At 69.2% G+C, this 17,067-nt stretch carries 15 protein-coding genes; 9 read left to right on the top strand and 6 right to left on the bottom strand.

Annotation, left to right across the window (positions count from 1 at the left end; translation table 11 throughout):
• Position 1 precedes the first annotated feature (1 nt).
• On the bottom strand, positions 2 to 1,408 hold the full coding sequence (locus tag ACOCMH_RS06695) for a sigma-54-dependent transcriptional regulator (protein WP_427306118.1): 1,407 nt from the start codon (positions 1,406 to 1,408) through the stop codon (positions 2 to 4).
• A gap of 308 nt (positions 1,409 to 1,716) precedes the next feature.
• On the opposite strand from ACOCMH_RS06695, the gene ACOCMH_RS06690 reads away from it, so the two are divergent.
• From ACOCMH_RS06690 to moaA, 9 genes are all read left to right on the top strand, one after another.
• Positions 1,717 to 3,153: an L-lactate MFS transporter gene (locus ACOCMH_RS06690; RefSeq protein WP_427306117.1), complete on the top strand. Its 1,437-nt coding sequence runs from the start codon at positions 1,717 to 1,719 to the stop codon at positions 3,151 to 3,153.
• A 35-nt stretch (positions 3,154 to 3,188) separates the two neighbouring features.
• Complete coding sequence (locus ACOCMH_RS06685) at positions 3,189 to 3,311, top strand: MFS transporter small subunit (protein WP_427306116.1); 123 nt, start codon at positions 3,189 to 3,191, stop codon at positions 3,309 to 3,311.
• Between the two features lie 529 nt (positions 3,312 to 3,840).
• Complete coding sequence (locus ACOCMH_RS06680; RefSeq protein ID WP_427306115.1) at positions 3,841 to 5,280, top strand: cytochrome ubiquinol oxidase subunit I; 1,440 nt, start codon at positions 3,841 to 3,843, stop codon at positions 5,278 to 5,280.
• A gap of 13 nt (positions 5,281 to 5,293) precedes the next feature.
• Complete coding sequence (gene cydB, locus ACOCMH_RS06675) at positions 5,294 to 6,301, top strand: cytochrome d ubiquinol oxidase subunit II (protein WP_427306114.1); 1,008 nt, start codon at positions 5,294 to 5,296, stop codon at positions 6,299 to 6,301.
• Positions 6,301 to 6,450: a DUF2474 family protein gene (locus ACOCMH_RS06670; RefSeq protein WP_427306113.1), complete on the top strand. Its 150-nt coding sequence runs from the start codon at positions 6,301 to 6,303 to the stop codon at positions 6,448 to 6,450. The genes cydB and ACOCMH_RS06670 overlap by 1 nt, the downstream gene beginning before the upstream one ends.
• A gap of 4 nt (positions 6,451 to 6,454) precedes the next feature.
• On the top strand, positions 6,455 to 8,551 hold the full coding sequence (locus ACOCMH_RS06665) for an FUSC family protein (protein WP_427306112.1): 2,097 nt from the start codon (positions 6,455 to 6,457) through the stop codon (positions 8,549 to 8,551).
• Positions 8,538 to 8,750, top strand: coding sequence for a DUF1656 domain-containing protein (locus tag ACOCMH_RS06660; protein WP_427306111.1), 213 nt, complete (start codon positions 8,538 to 8,540; stop codon positions 8,748 to 8,750). Before ACOCMH_RS06665 ends, ACOCMH_RS06660 begins: the two co-directional genes overlap by 14 nt.
• Positions 8,747 to 9,568 (top strand): biotin/lipoyl-binding protein, encoded by an 822-nt coding sequence (locus ACOCMH_RS06655; RefSeq protein WP_427306110.1) that lies wholly within the window; start codon positions 8,747 to 8,749, stop codon positions 9,566 to 9,568. The genes ACOCMH_RS06660 and ACOCMH_RS06655 overlap by 4 nt, the downstream gene beginning before the upstream one ends.
• Before the next feature lie 122 nt (positions 9,569 to 9,690).
• A complete protein-coding gene (gene moaA, locus ACOCMH_RS06650; protein ID WP_427306109.1) occupies positions 9,691 to 10,791 on the top strand; it encodes a GTP 3',8-cyclase MoaA in 1,101 nt (366 codons plus the stop codon).
• A gap of 27 nt (positions 10,792 to 10,818) precedes the next feature.
• On the opposite strand, the gene ACOCMH_RS06645 is transcribed toward moaA, so the two are convergent.
• From ACOCMH_RS06645 to ACOCMH_RS06625, 5 genes are all read right to left on the bottom strand, one after another.
• Complete coding sequence (locus ACOCMH_RS06645; protein WP_427306108.1) at positions 10,819 to 11,082, bottom strand: transcriptional regulator; 264 nt, start codon at positions 11,080 to 11,082, stop codon at positions 10,819 to 10,821.
• A gap of 1 nt (position 11,083) precedes the next feature.
• On the bottom strand, positions 11,084 to 12,541 hold the full coding sequence (locus tag ACOCMH_RS06640; protein ID WP_427306107.1) for a PLP-dependent aminotransferase family protein: 1,458 nt from the start codon (positions 12,539 to 12,541) through the stop codon (positions 11,084 to 11,086).
• A 38-nt stretch (positions 12,542 to 12,579) separates the two neighbouring features.
• Complete coding sequence (locus tag ACOCMH_RS06635) at positions 12,580 to 13,791, bottom strand: molybdopterin molybdotransferase MoeA (protein WP_427306106.1); 1,212 nt, start codon at positions 13,789 to 13,791, stop codon at positions 12,580 to 12,582.
• Complete coding sequence (fdhD, locus tag ACOCMH_RS06630; RefSeq protein ID WP_427306104.1) at positions 13,785 to 14,618, bottom strand: formate dehydrogenase accessory sulfurtransferase FdhD; 834 nt, start codon at positions 14,616 to 14,618, stop codon at positions 13,785 to 13,787. Before fdhD ends, ACOCMH_RS06635 begins: the two co-directional genes overlap by 7 nt.
• A 101-nt stretch (positions 14,619 to 14,719) precedes the next feature.
• A complete protein-coding gene (locus tag ACOCMH_RS06625; protein ID WP_427306103.1) occupies positions 14,720 to 17,050 on the bottom strand; it encodes an FdhF/YdeP family oxidoreductase in 2,331 nt (776 codons plus the stop codon).
• Between the last annotated feature and the right edge of the window lie 17 nt (positions 17,051 to 17,067).

Below are 17,067 nucleotides of genomic sequence, written 5' to 3'. Positions count from 1 at the left end.
GTCAAGGTCGCAGCCCCCACTGCAGGCACTTCCGGTCCAGCGTGCGCCGCGAGATGCCGAGCCGGCGCGCCGCTTCCGCACGGTTGCCGCCCTCGGACGCGAGCACGTGCAGGATGTGCCGGCGCTCCACCGCTTCCAGCAGCACGGCATCGTCGCCCGGCGCCCGCGCATCGTCATCGGCGGCGGCACCGGCCTGCGCGTCCTGCGCCGATGCGCCCGGCTGCGCCAGCAGCTCGACCGGGTACTCGCCCAGGATCAACGCCCGCTCCACCAGGTTGCGCAGTTCGCGCGCATTGCCCGGCCAGTCATAGGCCTCGAGCATGCGCACCAGCGCGGGTGACAGCGGCACCACGGGCAGGCCCAGCTGGGTGGACAGCTGCTCGGAGAAATGACCGGCCAGCGGCACGATGTCTTCCGGCCGCGTGCGCAGCGGCGGGATCGCGACCGATACCACGTCGAGCCGGTAATACAGGTCCTGGCGAAAGCGCCCGGCCGCCACCTCGTGGGCCAGGTTGCGGTTGCAGGCCGCGACGATGCGCACGTCGACCACGATTTCGCGCTCGGTGCCGAGCGGGCGGATGCGCCGGTCCTCGATCACGCGCAGCAGCTTGGCCTGCATCGGCAGCGGCAGTTCGGAAATCTCGTCGAGGAACAGCGTGCCGCCGTCGGCATAGAGAAACAAGCCATGGCGCGCGCCGGCGGCGCCCGTGAACGCGCCCCGGGCGTGGCCGAACAGCTCGCTTTCGATCAGCTCGGGGGCCATCGCGCCGCAGTTCAGCGGCACGAACTGGCCCTGCCGCCCGCTCAGGCGGTGCAGTTCGCGCGCCACCACTTCCTTGCCGGTACCGGACTCGCCCGTGACAAGCACGGTCGACGGCATCGGCGCGACCCGCGCGACCAGCGCCATCACTTTCTTCATGGCTTCGGAGGTGCCGATGACATGCTTGTGGATGGTGTACTGGTCCAGCTCGCGCCGCAGCAGGTAGTTCTCGCGCGCCAGGCGCGCGCGGTCGAAGCAGCGCCGGATGGCATTGAGCATCTGGTCGACGCGGAACGGCTTGACGATGAAATCCGCCGCGCCGGAGCGCAATGCCGCAATCGCCGTCTCCATGTCGGCGAAGGCGGTCATCAGGATCACGTCGGCGGGGTTGCCCGCGGCGCGCAGCGCCTTGAGCCACTCCACGCCGCTGGCGCCCGGCAGCGCCACGTCGAGCAGGATCAGGTCGACATGGCGCTGCTCGAGCAGCGCCGCGCCAGCCTCGGCGCTGTCGGCGGTGATCACGCCATCGACCTTGCCCTCGAGCGCGCGCGACAGGAACGAACGCATGCCGGCCTCGTCGTCCACCACCAGGATTGTGCGGCGTTGCCAGTTGTCGGAATCGGCGGCATTGCTTTGTCGTTCGCTCATCACTTTGGTTGTTGCGGGCGGGGGGACGGAGAGGGGGAGAGTCTAGCGACAGTCGGCGCAACCGCTGTATTGGGAGTTAAACCGAGCCCGACCCGGCCACCGGGCAGCGGATGGACATTTTGTCCCGGGCCAAGGGCCGGCGCGCGGACATTTTGTCCATCGCACCGGGACCGCCAGCGGGCCGTGCGCCGTCATGCGTTGATGGCAATGGGCTTGCGCGTTGGGCACAGGTCTTGCTGGACGACGCGCTCCAGCCCGCCGCGCCCCGCGCAACAAGAGGCTGCCACTTCCAGGTAGGAGACAACTTCATGTCATATCCCGCGCAAGCGCAGACGCCCTCGCCCACCCCGCGTATCACGAGCACCACGGGCACCGCGCCCACCACGCGCCCCTCGCGCTTCTCCAAGGAGGCCATCATCGCCCGCCCCGGCTTCAACCGCTGGATGGTGCCCCCTGCCGCGCTGGCGGTACACCTGTGCATCGGCCAGGCTTACGCCTTCTCGGTCTTCAACGAGCCGCTGACCCGCATCCTGGGCGTCACGCAATCCGCGCCCGGCGACTGGCAGCTGACCACGCTGGGCTGGGTGTTCTCGCTGGCGATCTTTTTCCTCGGCATCTCGGCCGCGTTTGCCGGCAAATGGCTGGAGAAAGTCGGGCCCCGGCGCACCATGTTCACCGCCGCCTGCTGTTTCGGCGGCGGCTTCGTGGTCTCGGCGCTCGGCATCTGGCTGCACCAGATCTGGATGCTCTACCTCGGCTACGGCGTACTGGGCGGCATTGGCCTCGGGCTTGGCTACGTGTCGCCGGTGTCGACGCTGATCCGCTGGTTCCCCGACCGGCGCGGCATGGCCACCGGGCTGGCGATCATGGGCTTCGGCGGCGGCGCGATGATCGGCGCGCCGCTGTCGGTGGCGCTGATGAACCATTTCAAGAGCGCCACCAGCGCGGGGGTGGCGGAGACCTTCCTGGTCATGGGCGTGATCTATTTCCTCTCGATGTCGATCGGCGCGCTCGCGATCCGTATCCCCGCCCCCAGGTGGACCCCGCCGGGCTACGTTCCCCCCAGCAAGCCCAGCAAGATGGTGACGCACGCCAACGTGCACATCGACCAGGCCCTGAAGACGCCGCAGTTCTACCTGCTGTGGCTGATCCTGTTCCTCAACATCACGGCCGGCATCGGCGTGCTGGGCCAGGCCGCGGTGATGATCCAGGAAACCTTCAAGGGCACCATCACCGCCGCGGCTGCCGCGGGCTTCGTCGGCCTGCTCAGCATCGGCAACATGACCGGGCGCTTCCTGTGGAGCTCCGCCAGCGATTACCTCGGCCGCAAGGTCACCTACGCCATCTTCTTCGCCTTCGGCGCCGCGCTGTACATGGCGGTGCCGGCGGTCGGCGCATCCGGCAACGTGGCTCTGTTCGTGGCCTGCTACTTCCTGATCCTGACCATGTACGGCGGCGGCTTCAGCACCATACCGGCCTACCTGGCGGACATGTTCGGCACCGCTTATGTGGGCGGCATCCATGGCCGCCTGCTGACCGCGTGGGCCGCCGCGGGCATCGCCGGGCCGGCGCTGGTCAACTACATCCGCGAGTACAAACTGGCGCTCGGCGTGCCCAGATCAGAGGTCTATGTCGACACCCTGCATATCATGGCGGGCCTGCTGGTGGTGGGCTTCGCGTGCAACCTGCTGATGCGGCCGGTGCATGCGCGGCACCATCTGCGCGAAGCCGCCAGCGCGGCCTGAGCGCCGTTCCCTCATCCATCGCACGGAGACTCGCCATGCAAGACGATCGCACCTTCGGCAAGACCCTGCTGCTGCTCGCGTTCTGGGCCTATGTACTGATCCCGCTCGGAACCGGCATCTGGTCCACCCTGGGCAAGGCCCTGGCGCTGTTCAGCTGAACGCCTTCGCCGCGGCCGGCCCCCGCGTCGTGCCCATGGTCGTGGCGCGGGGCTTGCCGGCTGGGTACTCCCTCTCCCTCTGGGAGAGGGTTGGGGTTAGGGCGGGCGCTTCCATGAAGTGAATGTCCTCGCTATTGCCAGCGCCGACCCTCACCCCCGCCCCTCTCCCGCAAGCGGGAGAGGGGAGCAAACAAGCGGGAGTCGAGGGCCATCGGTCGTGGCGCCGGGCTTGCCGGCTGGGTACTCCCTCTCCCTCTTGGAGAGGGTCGGGGTGAGGGCGGGCGCTGCCACGAAGTGAATGTCCTCGCTATTGCCAGCGCCGACCCTCACCCCCCGCCCCTCTCCCGCAAGCGGGAGAGGGGAGCACACAGTCGGGAGTCGAGGGCCATCAGGTCTCGGCCTGAACAACTGAGCTTGAACAGATCCGCGAAAACTGTATCCCTGGCGGGCACGCTGTAGTCCTTACGCTTGTCCGTAGTGTCGCGCGACCTGCCGTCGTGCCGGCGGCAACCCCACGGAGAGCACATCGATGCACGGACTCACAGCCCTGGAACTCGCCAGGATCCAGTTCGGATTCACGGTTTCCTTTCACATCCTGTTTCCCGCCATCACCATCGGGCTGGCATGTTTCCTGGCCTTCCTGGAAGCGCGCTGGCTCCACACCCGCGACACGGTGTACCGGACCCTGTACCAGTTCTGGATCAAGATCTTCGCGCTGAACTTCGGCATGGGGGTCGTTTCCGGCCTGGTCATGGCCTATGAGTTTGGCACCAACTGGTCCGGCTTCTCGCAGTTTGCCGGCAGCATCACCGGCCCGCTGCTGACCTACGAGGTGCTGACCGCCTTCTTCCTGGAAGCGGGCTTCCTCGGAGTGATGCTGTTCGGCTGGAACCGCGTCGGGCCCGGGCTGCACTTCTTCTCGACGGTGATGGTGGCGCTCGGCACGCTGATCTCGTCGACCTGGATCCTGGCGTCCAACAGCTGGATGCACACGCCGGCCGGCTATGTCATCGTCGCCGGCAAGGTCGTGCCGACCGACTGGCTGGAGGTGATCTTCAACCCCTCGTTCCCCTACCGGCTCGCGCACATGGTGATCGCGGCGCTGCTGTCGACGGCGCTGTTCGTGGCGGCGGCATCGGCCTGGCAGCTGCTGCACGGGCGCGCCGTTCCCGCCGCGCGCAAGATGCTGTCGATGGCGCTGTGGATGGTGCTGGTGGCGGCGCCGCTGCAAGCGGTAGTGGGCGACGCCCACGGCCTGAACACGCTGGCGCACCAGCCCGCCAAGATCGCGGCGATGGAAGGACACTGGAACACCGCGCCCAGCGGCGACCAGGGCGGCTTCCCGCTGATCCTCTTCGGCATTGCCGACATGGAACGCGAGGAAACCCGCTACGCCGTCGAGATCCCGCGCCTGGGCAGCCTGATCCTCACGCACAGCCTGGACGGCCAGATCCGCGGGCTGAAGGACTTCCCGAAGGAAAACCGCCCCAATGCCACCGTGGTGTTCTTCACCTTCCGCGCCATGGTCGGCCTGGGCGTGGCGATGATCCTGTTCGGCCTGCTCGGAGGGATCCTGCGCCGCAACGGCGCCGTGTACCGCTCGCGCGCCTTCCTGCGCCTGGCGGTGGTCATGGGGCCGACCGGACTGATCGCGCTGCTGGCCGGCTGGATGACCACCGAGATCGGGCGCCAGCCGTGGGTGGTCTATGGACTGATGCGCACCCACGATGCCGTTTCCGCGCATCAGGCGGGACCGGTGGCGCTGTCGCTGGCGCTGTTCGTGGCGGTCTATTTCGTCTGCTTCGGCGTGGGCATCCGCTACATGCTCAAGCTGGCCAGCGCCGGCCCCGCGCCCGACGCGCACCCGCACGAGGTGCCGTCCTACGGCCCGGGCAGCGTCGTTCCCGCCGCCATGGCCGCCGCTTCCACAGCCAACGCGATGGCCCCGCACGGCCGCCGCGAATCCTGAACAGGTGATCGACATGGGTATCAACCTTCCCGTTATCTGGGCCGCCCTGATCTTCTTCGGCGTGATGATGTACGTCATCATGGACGGATTCGACCTCGGCATCGGCATCCTCTTTCCCTTCGTCGGCGACCGCCATGACCGCGACGTCATGATGAACACCGTGGCGCCGGTCTGGGACGGCAACGAAACCTGGCTGGTGCTGGGCGGCGCCGCGCTGCTGGGCGCCTTCCCGCTGGCCTATTCGGTGCTGCTCAGCGCCTTCTACCTGCCGCTGGTGTTCATGCTGCTGGGGCTGATCTTCCGCGGCGTGGCCTTCGAATTCCGCTTCAAGGCCAGCGATCGCAGCCGCCCGTACTGGGATGCCGCATTCACGTGGGGCTCGGTAGTCGCGGCCTTCTTCCAGGGCGTGACGCTGGGCGCCTATATCGATGGCATCGCCATGGATGGCACCACCTTCACCGGCGGCGCGCTCGACTGGCTGGCACCGTTCCCGCTGTTCTGCGGCGTGGGCGTGGTGATCACGTACGCGTTTCTCGGGGTCACCTGGCTCATCATGAAGACCGACGGCCGGCTGCAGTGGACCATGCTGCGCGTGACCAACGTGCTGACCGGCGTGATGCTGGCGATGGTGGCCGCGGTAAGCATCTGGACGCCGCTGACCCATCCGGAGATCGCGCAGCGCTGGTTTGCGCTGCCCAACCTGCTCTTCTTCCTGCCGGTGCCGCTGCTGGTGCTGGGCTCGGCCTGGGGCATCTACCGGTCGCTGCGCCGGCAGCCGAACGTGGCGCCGTTCCTGTACGCGCTGCTGATGATCTTCATGGGCTATACCGGGCTGGCCATCAGCATCTGGCCCAACATCATCCCGCCGTCGGTGTCGATTTTCGCGGCCTCATCGCCCCCGCAAAGCCAGGGCTTCGCACTGGTCGGCACGCTCTTCATCGTGCCCATCATCCTGGCCTACACCTCCTGGTCGTATTACGTGTTCCGCGGCAAGGTCCGGCGCGGCGAGGGGTACCACTGATGGCCAGGAACCCGCATGCGCAGGCCAGGGCGCGGCTGGCGACACGCCTCGGCTGGCTGCTGGCGTTGTGGCTGGCCGGCGTCGGCACCGTCTTGCTCTGCGCCAGCCTGATGAAGCTGCTGATGCGTGCCGTTGGTCTCGCGCACTGACGCCATGCCCGCTTCCAGCCAACTCTCCCGCAACACGCCGCGCCCGCGCCCGGACCGGACCGCCGGCGCGCTCGCCGCGGCGTGGGCGGGCGCGCCAGACCTTGCGCCCTGGCTGCACTCGCTCAAGGTCTTCGGCGCGGCGATGCTGGCGCTCGGCACGGCGCTGGCGCTGGGCCTGCCGCGGCCCTACTGGGCCATGGCGACGGTCTACCTGGTTTCCAGCCCGCTCGCGGGCGCCACGCATGCCAAGGGCACCTACCGCGTCATCGGCACGCTGCTGGGCGCTGTCGGCGCGGTGGCGCTGGTGCCGTGGCTGGTCGACCAGCCGGTGCTGCTGATGGCGGCGATTGCCTGCTGGACCGGCACCCTGCTCTACCTGTCCTTGCTGGAGCCGGCACCGCGCAACTACATCTGCCTGCTGGCGGCCTATACGCTGCCGATCGTGGCGCTGCCGACCGTCACCGATCCGGCCACGGTGTTCGACGTGGCGCTCACGCGCATCGAGGAGATCGTCATCGGCATCCTCTGCGCCAGCGTGGTCAGCGCGGTGGTGTTCCCGTCCCGCACCGCGCCGGCGTTGGCGGCGCGCGCGTCGGCATGGATGGACCACGCCTCGCGCTGGACCATCGACATGCTGGCCGGCGACGCCAGCGCGGGGCAACGCCACGACAGCTTCAGCACGCTCGCCGCGGATATCCTGGCGATGGAAACGCAGATGGCCCAGCTCGCCTATGAATCCGGCAGCGCGCAGACGCTGCGGCGCGCCCGCGCCCTGCACCAGCGCATGACCGCGCTGCTGCCGCTGGTGCTGGCGCTGGCCGATGCCGCGGGCGCGCTGCGCCGGCATCGCGACGGCATGCCCGACAGCGTCGCGCAGCGCCTGCGCGCCATGCTGGCATGGATCTCAGGCGCCAGCGGCGCGGCCCGCCCGCCGCCGTCGTGGTACCCGGCGGGTACAGCACCGGCCGCGCCCGCCGACTGGCATGCGCGGCTGGTCGCGGCCACCTGCAATTACCTCGATGAACTGGGCGAGCTCTGGCATGACTGCCGCCTGCTGCAGGCCAGCCTGCGCCAGGGCGGCAGCGAGCCGGCGGCCCTGCGCTACCGGGTGGAGCCGGCCGGGCAGGCCCGGCATCATGACCATGCGCAGCTATGGTTCCGCGCCGCCACGGCGGGGTCGGCCACCCTGCTTGCCGGCATCCTGTGGATGGCATCCGGATGGGTCGACGGGGCGGTCCCGGTCGGCCTGGCGGCGCTGGCCAGCTGCTTTATCGCCAGCACGCCCGAGCCGCGGCTGGTGGCCGGCCGGGTGATCGCGTGGAGCGTTGCCTGCGCGCTGCTGTCCTGGTACTACCAGTTCGTGGTGCTGCAGCTGGCCCATGACTTCGGCTCGCTCGCCGCGCTGCTGTTCGGGCCTTACCTGGTCATCGGCGCGATGACCACGCAGCCGCGCTTTGCGCTGTTCGGCGTGCTGCTGGCCGTGACCGCGGCGTCGTTCCCCGGCCCGCAGCACCTCGGCGCGGCAAGTTTTGCCAGCATCTTCAACAGCAGCCTGGCCAGCCTGGCGGCGCTGGTGTTCGCCGCGCTGTGGGCGGTGCTGATGCAGCCGTTCGGGCAGCAGCTGGTGGCCTACCGGCTGGCGCGCGCGAACTGGAACGAGATCGCGCTGGCCGCCCACCCGCGCGCGCCGGTCAACAGCGCGCGCCTGCGCGGGCGCATGCTGGACCGCCTGCTGCGCCAATGGCCGCCGTTGACGCGCCGCAACCATGCCAGCGACAGGCAGGCCGGCAACGCCGCGGCCGACTTCCTGGTGGAAACCGCCGCGCTGGCGCTGCGGCGCGCCACGGGGCGCGTCCCGGCCCGCCCGGGCGCCCGTGCCATCGCCCGCGTGCTTGCAGCCGTGGCGCGGCACTACCGCCAGTGCGCGCGCGCCGGCCATGCCAGCCCGCCCGCACCGGCGCTGGCCGCGCAGATCGACGCGGCGTTCGCGGCGCTGGCAGCGCCCGCGCACGGCAGCCCGCGCGCCACGCTGGCGGCACTCGCCACGCTGCGCCTTGCCCTCTATCCCCATGACCAGGAAAGACGCCATGCACGCCACTGAATTCGACCTGTACGGTGTGTTCGTGCCCGCCACCGTGGTGTGGATGCTGGCCGCGTTCGCCGTCACCGCCGGGGTGCGCGCCGTGCTGGCCCGGATCGGCTTCTACCGTATCGTGTGGCACCGGTCCTTGTTCAACCTCTCGCTCTATCTCCTCGTACTGGGCGCGATCATCGCGCTCGTCTGGCAGGCCCCATCATGATTCGCAAGCTTTCGCTGCTCGGCCCGGTCGCGGTAACCCTGGCGGCCGTGGCCGCCGCCACGCTGACCGCCTGGCATCTGTGGCAGTACTACACCGCGGCGCCATGGACCCGCGACGGCCACGTGCGCGCGGCCGTGATCCAGGTCGCGCCCGATGTCTCCGGCCCGGTCACGGCTGTGCTGGTCGGCGACAACGCCCGGGTGCAACGCGGCCAGGTTCTCTTCGTGGTGGACCCGGAGCGCTTCCGCCTGGGCCTGAAGCAGGCGCAGGCCGAGGCCGCGTCGGCGCGCGCCGCGCTGGCCCTGGCCAGGCGCCAGCCTGGCGCGGCCGCGGTGGCCGCCGCGCAGGCGCGCCTCGACCAGGCCGAAACCGCGGTCGACGTGGCCCGGCTGGACCTGGCGCGCTGCAGCGTGACCAGCGCGGTCGACGGCCAGCTCAGCGACCGCCTGCCGCGCGCCGGCGACTTCGCCACCCGCGGCAAGCCAGCCCTGTCGGTGGTGGCGAGCGGCTCGCAGTACGTCGAGGGCTATTTCGAGGAGACCAAGCTGCCCGCGATCCGGGTCGGCAGCGCCGCCGAAGTGCATGTGATGGGCCAGCACGCGCCGCTGCACGGACATGTGCAGAGCATTGCGCCGGGCATCGAGGACCAGGACCGCGCGGTCGGGCCGAACCTGCTCCCGAGCGTCAACCCGACCTTCAACTGGGTACGCCTGGCGCAGCGCATACCGGTGCGCATCGCGCTGGACCCGGTCCCGGACGGGGTCCAGCTGATCGCCGGCCAGACCGCCACGGTGCGCATCCGGGAGCCGCGCCACTGACGCCGCTGCGGCGCCGGGCCAACTGTTCTGCTTGCGCGCCAGCCGCTTTGTACCCCGCGGCGCGGCACGCCGCGCCTACGATGGACAGCACATTCCACGCCATTGCCCCACGGAGATTCGTCATGCAAGCAGCGCTTGTGCAAGCCTTGCCGGCCACGCCCGGTCCTCCGGCCATCGAGCCCGACCCGACGGCACCCATCGTGCTGGACCAGCTCGGCCGTCCGCTGCGCGACCTGCGCCTGTCGGTGATCGACCAGTGCAATTTCCGCTGCACCTACTGCATGCCCAAGTCGCGCTTCGGGCGCGACTATCCGTTCCTTACGCCCGCGCAACGCCTCTCCGACGCCGAGCTGCTGCGCATCGTGCGCGCCTTTGTCGGGCTGGGCGTGGAAAAGGTGCGCCTGACCGGCGGCGAGCCGCTGCTGCGCAAGGGCATCGAGTCGCTGGTCGAGCGCATTGCCGCCCTGCGCACGCTGGACGGCCGGCCGGTGGCCGTCGCCATGACCACCAATGGCAGCCTGCTGGCGCGCAAGGCGCGCGCGCTGCGCGACGCGGGCCTTGGCCGGGTCACGGTCAGCCTTGACAGCCTGGACGATGGCATCTTCCGCGCCATGAACGATGTGGATTTCCCGGTCGGGCGCGTGCTGGAGGGCATCGACGCGGCCCGCGCCGCCGGCCTGGCGCCGGTCAAGGTCAACTGCGTGGTCGAGCGCGGCACCAACGACGGCCAGGTGCTGCCGCTGGTCGAACACTTCCGCGGCAGCGGCGTCACCCTGCGCTTTATCGAGTATATGGATGTGGAAGGCCCCAGCGGCTGGTCGCAATCGCGCGTGGTGCCGTCGGACGAACTGCGCGGCATGGTCGAGTGCGCGCATGCATTGCTGCCGCTAGCCAGGCGCGCCGGCGACACCGCCAGCAATTTCCTGCTGGCCGATGGCAGCCTGAGGCTGGGCTTTATCTCGAGTGTTTCGCACCCGTTCTGCGGCGACTGCACCCGCGCCCGCGTGTCGGTCGATGGCCGGCTGCACCTGTGCCTGTTTGCGACGCGTTCGGTGGACCTGCGCCAGCACATGAGCGGCGCCAACCCCGAGCCAGCCCTGGCTGACGCGATCCGGCAAGCCTGGCAGGCCCGCGGCGACCGTTACTCGGAACTGCGCGGGCAACGGCTGGCCAGCGGCAAACGGCAGTACCCGACGGTGCGCATGTCGCTGGTGGGAGGCTGAGGTGCGGGCAAGGGCCCGGCGACGCCATCATGGTTCGGGAAAGACCTGCGCGGCGAGTTCCGCGCCGGCTGGCGTCAAGCTCGCGTGCCCGCGGCCTGCCTCATCGACCGACATGTCGGCCAGTCCGGCCGACTGCAACTGCGTCAGCACGCGCCGCAGCGCGCTCATTGGCAGTCGCGAGCGCTTGGCGATCCTGGCAAGCGACCAGGGACCGCCGCCAGCTTCGCGGCCCGCCTGGCACAGGACCTGGAGCACGGCGACGATGGCGGGATCGATGTCGGCGTCTTGCATGCTAGTGCTCTTCCTCGCCCGCTTCGTCGTCTGCCTCCCGGCTGCGCGCCAGCAGGTGCTGCGCGATCTTGCCCAGGGTCTGCACGGCGGACTCGATGCCGGGCGACCACTCCGCGCTGTAATTGAGCCGGATGCAGTGGCGATAGGTTGCGCCCGGCGCAAACATATGCCCCGGCGCCACGGTGATGCGATGCTCCAGCGCGGCGTGGTACATCTCCATCGCGTCGATGCCCACCGGCAGTTGCACCCACAGTACATAGCCGCCCGCCGGGCGCGAGGTGGTGGTGCCGTCCGGGAAGCACCTGCGCACCGTCGCCGCCATGATGCTGGCCTGCTGCGCATAGGCCTTGCGCACGCGCCGCAGGTGGAAGTCGTAGCCGTCGTTCTTCAGGAACTCGGCGATCGCCAGTTGCGGAATCGCCGGCGTGGTCAGCGTATTGAGGAACTTGAGCCGCTCCACCGCCTCGCGGTAGCGCCCCGGCAGCGCCCAGCCGATGCGGTAGGCATTGGTCAGGGTCTTGGAGAACGAGGCGCAATGCAGCACGATGCCGGCCCGGTCATAAGCCTTCAAGGAACTGGGATGGGCCTCGCCGTAATAGAGTTCGCCATAGACATCGTTCTCGATAACCGGGATGTCCTTCGCGGTCAGCATCGCCACCAGCGCGCGCTTCTTCTCGTCGGGCATCTGGAAGCCGAGCGGATTCTGGAAGTTGGGCATCACCATGCAGGCGGCCACGTCCTTTTCATCGATCAGCCGCGCCAGCGCCTCGATGTCGATGCCCTCGGCGGGGTCGGTCGCCACCTCGATGGCGCGCATGCCCAGGCGTTCGATGGCATGGAGCATGGCGTAGTAGGTTGGCGACTCCACCGCGATGGTGTCGCCCGGCTTGGCCACGGCCTGCAGGCACAGGTTGATGGCCTCGGTCGCGCCGATGGTGACGATGACCTCGTTCGGGTCGATGGCGTAGCCATTCTCGAGGTAGCGGCGCGAGATCTGCCGGATCAGCTCGGGGCTGCCGGGCGGCAGGTCGTCCAGCATGGTCCACTTGGCATAGCGGCGCGCAATATTGTTGGCGTACTGGTTGATGCGCTGCCACGGGAACAGCGCCGGATCCGGATACGGGGAACCCAGCGGCACGGCCTCGTCCGAACGGATCGAGCGCAGCGTCGACAGCACCAGCGCGCTGACATCCACTGCCGAGGGCTTGGCGCTGGGCCTGGACGGGCGCAGCGCGGCCGCCGGCTCGCCGGCCCGCGCGCGCACAAAGTAGCCGGACTGGGGCCGGCTTTCGATGATGCCGCGGCTCTCCAGCAGGACGTAGGCGCGGATCACCGTGGTGATGCTCATGCGGTGGTGCTGGCTGGTCTGCCGCACCGAGGGAATCCGCTCGCCGGGCAGCAGCACGCCCTGCTGCACCAGGGCCTCGATCTCCGCAGCCAGCTTTTCATAGAGTTTCACGCTGCGCTCCCCTTGCTTGCCGGGTCCGGCCGGCGCCATCAGCTGAGCCAACGCTGGAGATCATAGTACGGCAAGGGCACGTTTTGCAGGGATCCCGCGCATTGCGGTTCCACTCGCACAAAGCCGCAGGTCTGGCCAAGCGCGGACACGGACGCCGCGCCCTGCTGTGCATTGACCTGCACGAAGCTGTCGCGGCCACCGAGGTTACCGATCTCGCCCACGCGCCAGAACGCGTCGCCCCGGTGGGGGCGCGTGCCGGCCAGTGCCGCCCTGACCCGTCCGATTGGCGGAAACAGCGCTGAGCGCCCCTGCAGGCGGCGCAGCAATGGCGTCACCAGCAACGCAAAGGTGGCATAGGCGGCGGCGGGATTGCCCGGCAGGCACACCACGGGCTTGCCGCGCAGGCGTCCCACCGTGACCGGCTTGCCGGGCTTCATGTTGACGCCGCGGCAAAGCAGCTCGCCACCGGCGGAAGCCAGCGCCGCCGCCACCAGGTCGCGCTGGCCGACCGAGGCCCCGCCCGTGACCAGCACCAGGTCGGCGTCGCACGCCAGTTCGCGCAGCATGTCGTGCAGCGCGCGCTCGTCATCGCGCACATGGCGGTGGCAGCTGACCACCGCGCCCATCGCCTGCACCAGCGACTCCAGCATGGGGCCATTGACGTCATGCACCTGGTACACGTCGCGCGGCTCGTCGTGCGCGGCGACCTCGTCGCCGGAAGTCAGGATGGCCACCTCCACCAGGCGGCAGACCTCGGCCTCCGCCACGCCCTGCGATGCCAGCGCGGCAATATGGCCGGCATGCAGCAGGGTCCCGGCCGACAGCAGCAGGTCGCCGCGGCGGGCGTCCTCGCCCTGGCGGCGGATGTGCTGGCCCGCCAGCGGCGCCCGCGCGCACACCACACCCTGGTAGCTCTCCTCGGCATCCTCCAGCGCAACCACGGCATCGGCGCCGGGCGGAATCACGCCGCCGGTGTAGATGCGGATGGCATGGCCGGGCAGCAGCGGCTGCGGCCGGGTGCCGGCATAGACCACCTGCTGCAGCGGCAGGCAGGCGCCCGCGCGGCAGTCCACGCAGCGCACCGCGTAGCCATCCATGGCGCTGCGGTCCGCCGCCGGTGTATCGATCACCGCGGCCACATCGCGGGCCAGCACGCGGCCGGTCAGCAGACCCAGCCACACGGTCTCGGTCTCGCGCACCGGCTGCGCGCACATGGCGAAGACCGCCTGGGCTTCGTCGAAGTTCAGCATGCCGCGCCTTCCAGGGCCGCACCGGTGTAGTCGACATAGCCGTCCTGCCGGCAGAAGCTGAGCAGGCGCAGACCGGCCTGCTCGGCGATGCGGATGGCGAGCGCGGTCGGCGCCGAGATCGTCGCCAGCATCTGGATGTTCATGCGCGCCACCTTGCGCACCAGTTCATAGCTGGCGCGGCTGGACAGCAGCACGAAGCCGTCCTGCATGTCGACGCGCTGCATCGCCAGGTGGCCGATCAGCTTGTCCAGGCCATTGTGGCGGCCCACGTCCTCGAAGACATGGAGGATCTCGCCATCCGCATTGCACCAGGCCGCGGCATGGACCCCGCCGGTGGCCTGCATCAGCCGCTGGCGCGACGGCAGCGCCGCGACCGCGCGCTCGATCATGCCGCGCGACGGCACCAGCGGGGTGGCCGGTTCCGGCATGCGCGCGGGCTCCAGGTCCAGCAGCGCGATGCTTTCGATGCCACAGACGCCGCAGCCGGTGCGCCCGGCCAGCGCGCGCCGGCGGGTGCGCATGGTGGCGAAGGCGTGCTCGCTGATCTCCATCTGCACCTCGGCGGCATGCGCATGCACGCGCACCTCGAGATCGTGGATTTCCGCGTTGTGGCCGACGATGCCCTCGGTCAGCGAGAAGCCGACCGCAAAGGCCTCCAGGTCCAGCGGCGTGGCCATCATCACGGCGTGCGAGATACCGTTGTACACCAGCGCCACCGGCAGCTCTTCGGCCACGTTGTCCGTGGCCGGCTGCGCCACGCAGCGCTTGTGCCGCACGATGCCGCGCGCTTCAAAGCCTGTGTGTTCAACCAGTTCGGTGCATGCCATGGGGGTCTCTCGTAGAAGATGAATTCAGCGCGGACTCGCGCAAAGTCGGGGGGGCGCCCTTTACCGCTGGCGGGAGAGCGGCCCCTTCAGCAGTGGCCGGATCAGCGTGGCGCCGCTGCCGGCTGCCGCACGGAAGGCGTCAGCAACACCGGCACCGACTTCGACGTGGGCGTGCCGCAGCCATCGCCCGTGCTCTCCAGCGGCACCAGCGGGTTGGTCTCGGGGTAGTACGCACCGAGGCAGCCAGGCGGGATGTCGTATTCGACCAGCACGAAGTCCTCGACCCGGCGCTGCACGCCGTCGTCCCAGACGCTGGTGATGTCCACGTGCTGCCCCGCCTTCAGGCCAAGGCGCGCCAGGTCCGCGGCGTTGATAAAGACCACCCGGCGCAGGCCGAACACGCCGCGGTAGCGGTCGTCCAGGCCATAGATCGTGGTGTTGTACTGGTCATGCGAGCGCGTGGTCATCATCACCATCAGCTTGTCGCCATACTGCTGGCGCGCCCGGTTGATGGGGGTGTCCTTGTCGATGCGGTTGACGAGGAACTGCGCCTTGCCCGACGGCGTGTGCCAGACCCGGTTGCATGCCGGCGGCGTCAGGTGGAAGCCGCCCGGCACCGCCACGCGCTCGTTGTAGCTATCGAAGCCGTCGATGACCTGTTCGATGGCATCGCGGATGCGGGCATAGTCCTGCGCGTACCAGAGCCAGTCGATCTTCTGCGAGCCGAGCGTGGCGGCCGCCATGCGTGCGACGATGGCAATCTCCGACAACAGGTGCGGCGATGCCGGGGCGTTCATGCCAAACGAGATATGGACCATGCAGACCGAGTCCTCGACCGTCACGCCCTGCGCCACGCCGTCCTGCTGGTCGATCTCGGTGCGGCCCAGCGTCGGCAGGATCAGCGATGCCTTGCCGTGCACCAGGTGGCTGCGGTTGAGCTTGGTGGCAATATTCACGGTCAGGTCGCACTGGCGCAGCGCCTCGAAGGTGCGGGGCGTATCCGGGGTGGCGGTGGAGAAGTTGCCGCCCAGCCCGACAAAGACCTTGACCTTGCCCGCGAGCATCGCCGAGATGGTGTGCACCACGTCATAGCCATGCTGGCGCGGCGGCTCGAAGCCGAAGGCGGCCTGCAGCCGGTCGAGGAACTCCGGCTCGGGCTGCTCTTCGATGCCTACCGTGCGGTCGCCCTGGACGTTGGAATGGCCGCGCACCGGCAGCAGCCCGGCACCCGGGCGGCCGATATTGCCGCGCATCATCATCAGGTTGGACAGGATCTGCACCGTCGGCACGGAATGCTTGTGCTGCGTCAGCCCCATGCCCCAGCAGGCGATCACGCGCTTGCCGCGCGCGTAGACCTGCGTCAGCGCGTCGATGTCCCCTTGCGACACGCCCGACTCGGCAATGATGTCGGCCCAGCTTTCGGTGCGCAGGTCATCCACAAAGTCGCTGAAGCCGATGGTGTGCTCGCGCACGAAATCCACGTCGATCAGCCGCTCGCGGCCATGACGGATAGCCTCCTCGTCCAGTTCGACCAGGCGCTTGGCGATGCCCTTGATCAGCGCAAAGTCGCCGCCCAGCCGCGGCTGCACGAACATCGACGCGATTTTGGTGCTGGCGCCGGTCAGCATCTCCACCGGGTGCTGCGGGCTGGTGAAGCGCTCCACCCCCCGTTCGCGCAGCGGATTGATCGACACAATGGTGGCGCCGCGCCGCGCGCACTCGCGCAGCTCGCCCAGCATGCGCGGATGGTTGGTGGCCGCGTTGTGGCCGAACAGCAGGATGGTGTCGGCATGCTCGAAGTCATCCAGCACCACGGTCGCCTTGCCCACGCCGATGGTCTGCGGCAGGCCCCGGCTGGTAGCCTCGTGGCACATGTTGGAGCAGTCAGGGAAGTTGTTGGTGCCGTAGGCGCGCACGAACAGCTGGTAGAGGAACGCGGCCTCGTTGCTGGCGCGGCCCGAGGTATAGAACGCGGCCTGGTTCGGGTCCGGCAGCGCGCGCAGGTGGCGCGCGATCAGCGCGAAGGCCTCGTCCCAGGCAATCGCACGGTACTTGTCGGTCGGCGCATCGTAGACCATCGGGTGCGTCAGGCGCCCGTGCTGCTCCAGTTCATAGTCCGTCTGCGCCATCAGGGACGTCACCGTGTGCTGGGCAAAGAACTCAGGGGTCACGCGCAGGCTGGTGGACTCGGCTGCCACGGCCTTGACGCCGTTCTCGCAGAATTCAAAGGTGGAGGCATGCTGCCGGTCCGGCCAGGCACAGCCGGGGCAGTCAAAGCCATCGGCCTGGTTCTGCTTGAACAGCATCTTGTACTTGCCGCCGGCCACCTTTTCCTTGATCAGGTTGATGGCAACGTACTTCAGCGCACCCCAGCCGGCGGCGGGGTGGGTGTAGGGGGCGATATGGCCTGCTTCAGGTTTGGGGGTGCTCATTGGCGTGGTGTCCTGTA

Source organism: Cupriavidus sp. H39 (assembly GCF_050271075.1).
In the GTDB taxonomy this organism is placed as follows: domain Bacteria; phylum Pseudomonadota; class Gammaproteobacteria; order Burkholderiales; family Burkholderiaceae; genus Cupriavidus; species Cupriavidus necator_B.
This window is presented reverse-complemented; position numbering and strand designations above follow the sequence as displayed.

Coding starts and splice junctions, on each gene's coding strand:
- ACOCMH_RS06695 (WP_427306118.1), bottom strand. CDS start 1,408: ATGAGCGAACGACAAAGCAATGCCGCCGATTCCGACAACTGGCAACGC.
- ACOCMH_RS06690 (WP_427306117.1), top strand. CDS start 1,717: ATGTCATATCCCGCGCAAGCGCAGACGCCCTCGCCCACCCCGCGTATC.
- ACOCMH_RS06685 (WP_427306116.1), top strand. CDS start 3,189: ATGCAAGACGATCGCACCTTCGGCAAGACCCTGCTGCTGCTCGCGTTC.
- ACOCMH_RS06680 (WP_427306115.1), top strand. CDS start 3,841: ATGCACGGACTCACAGCCCTGGAACTCGCCAGGATCCAGTTCGGATTC.
- cydB (WP_427306114.1), top strand. CDS start 5,294: ATGGGTATCAACCTTCCCGTTATCTGGGCCGCCCTGATCTTCTTCGGC.
- ACOCMH_RS06670 (WP_427306113.1), top strand. CDS start 6,301: ATGGCCAGGAACCCGCATGCGCAGGCCAGGGCGCGGCTGGCGACACGC.
- ACOCMH_RS06665 (WP_427306112.1), top strand. CDS start 6,455: ATGCCCGCTTCCAGCCAACTCTCCCGCAACACGCCGCGCCCGCGCCCG.
- ACOCMH_RS06660 (WP_427306111.1), top strand. CDS start 8,538: ATGCACGCCACTGAATTCGACCTGTACGGTGTGTTCGTGCCCGCCACC.
- ACOCMH_RS06655 (WP_427306110.1), top strand. CDS start 8,747: ATGATTCGCAAGCTTTCGCTGCTCGGCCCGGTCGCGGTAACCCTGGCG.
- moaA (WP_427306109.1), top strand. CDS start 9,691: ATGCAAGCAGCGCTTGTGCAAGCCTTGCCGGCCACGCCCGGTCCTCCG.
- ACOCMH_RS06645 (WP_427306108.1), bottom strand. CDS start 11,082: ATGCAAGACGCCGACATCGATCCCGCCATCGTCGCCGTGCTCCAGGTC.
- ACOCMH_RS06635 (WP_427306106.1), bottom strand. CDS start 13,791: ATGCTGAACTTCGACGAAGCCCAGGCGGTCTTCGCCATGTGCGCGCAG.
- fdhD (WP_427306104.1), bottom strand. CDS start 14,618: ATGGCATGCACCGAACTGGTTGAACACACAGGCTTTGAAGCGCGCGGC.
- ACOCMH_RS06625 (WP_427306103.1), bottom strand. CDS start 17,050: ATGAGCACCCCCAAACCTGAAGCAGGCCATATCGCCCCCTACACCCAC.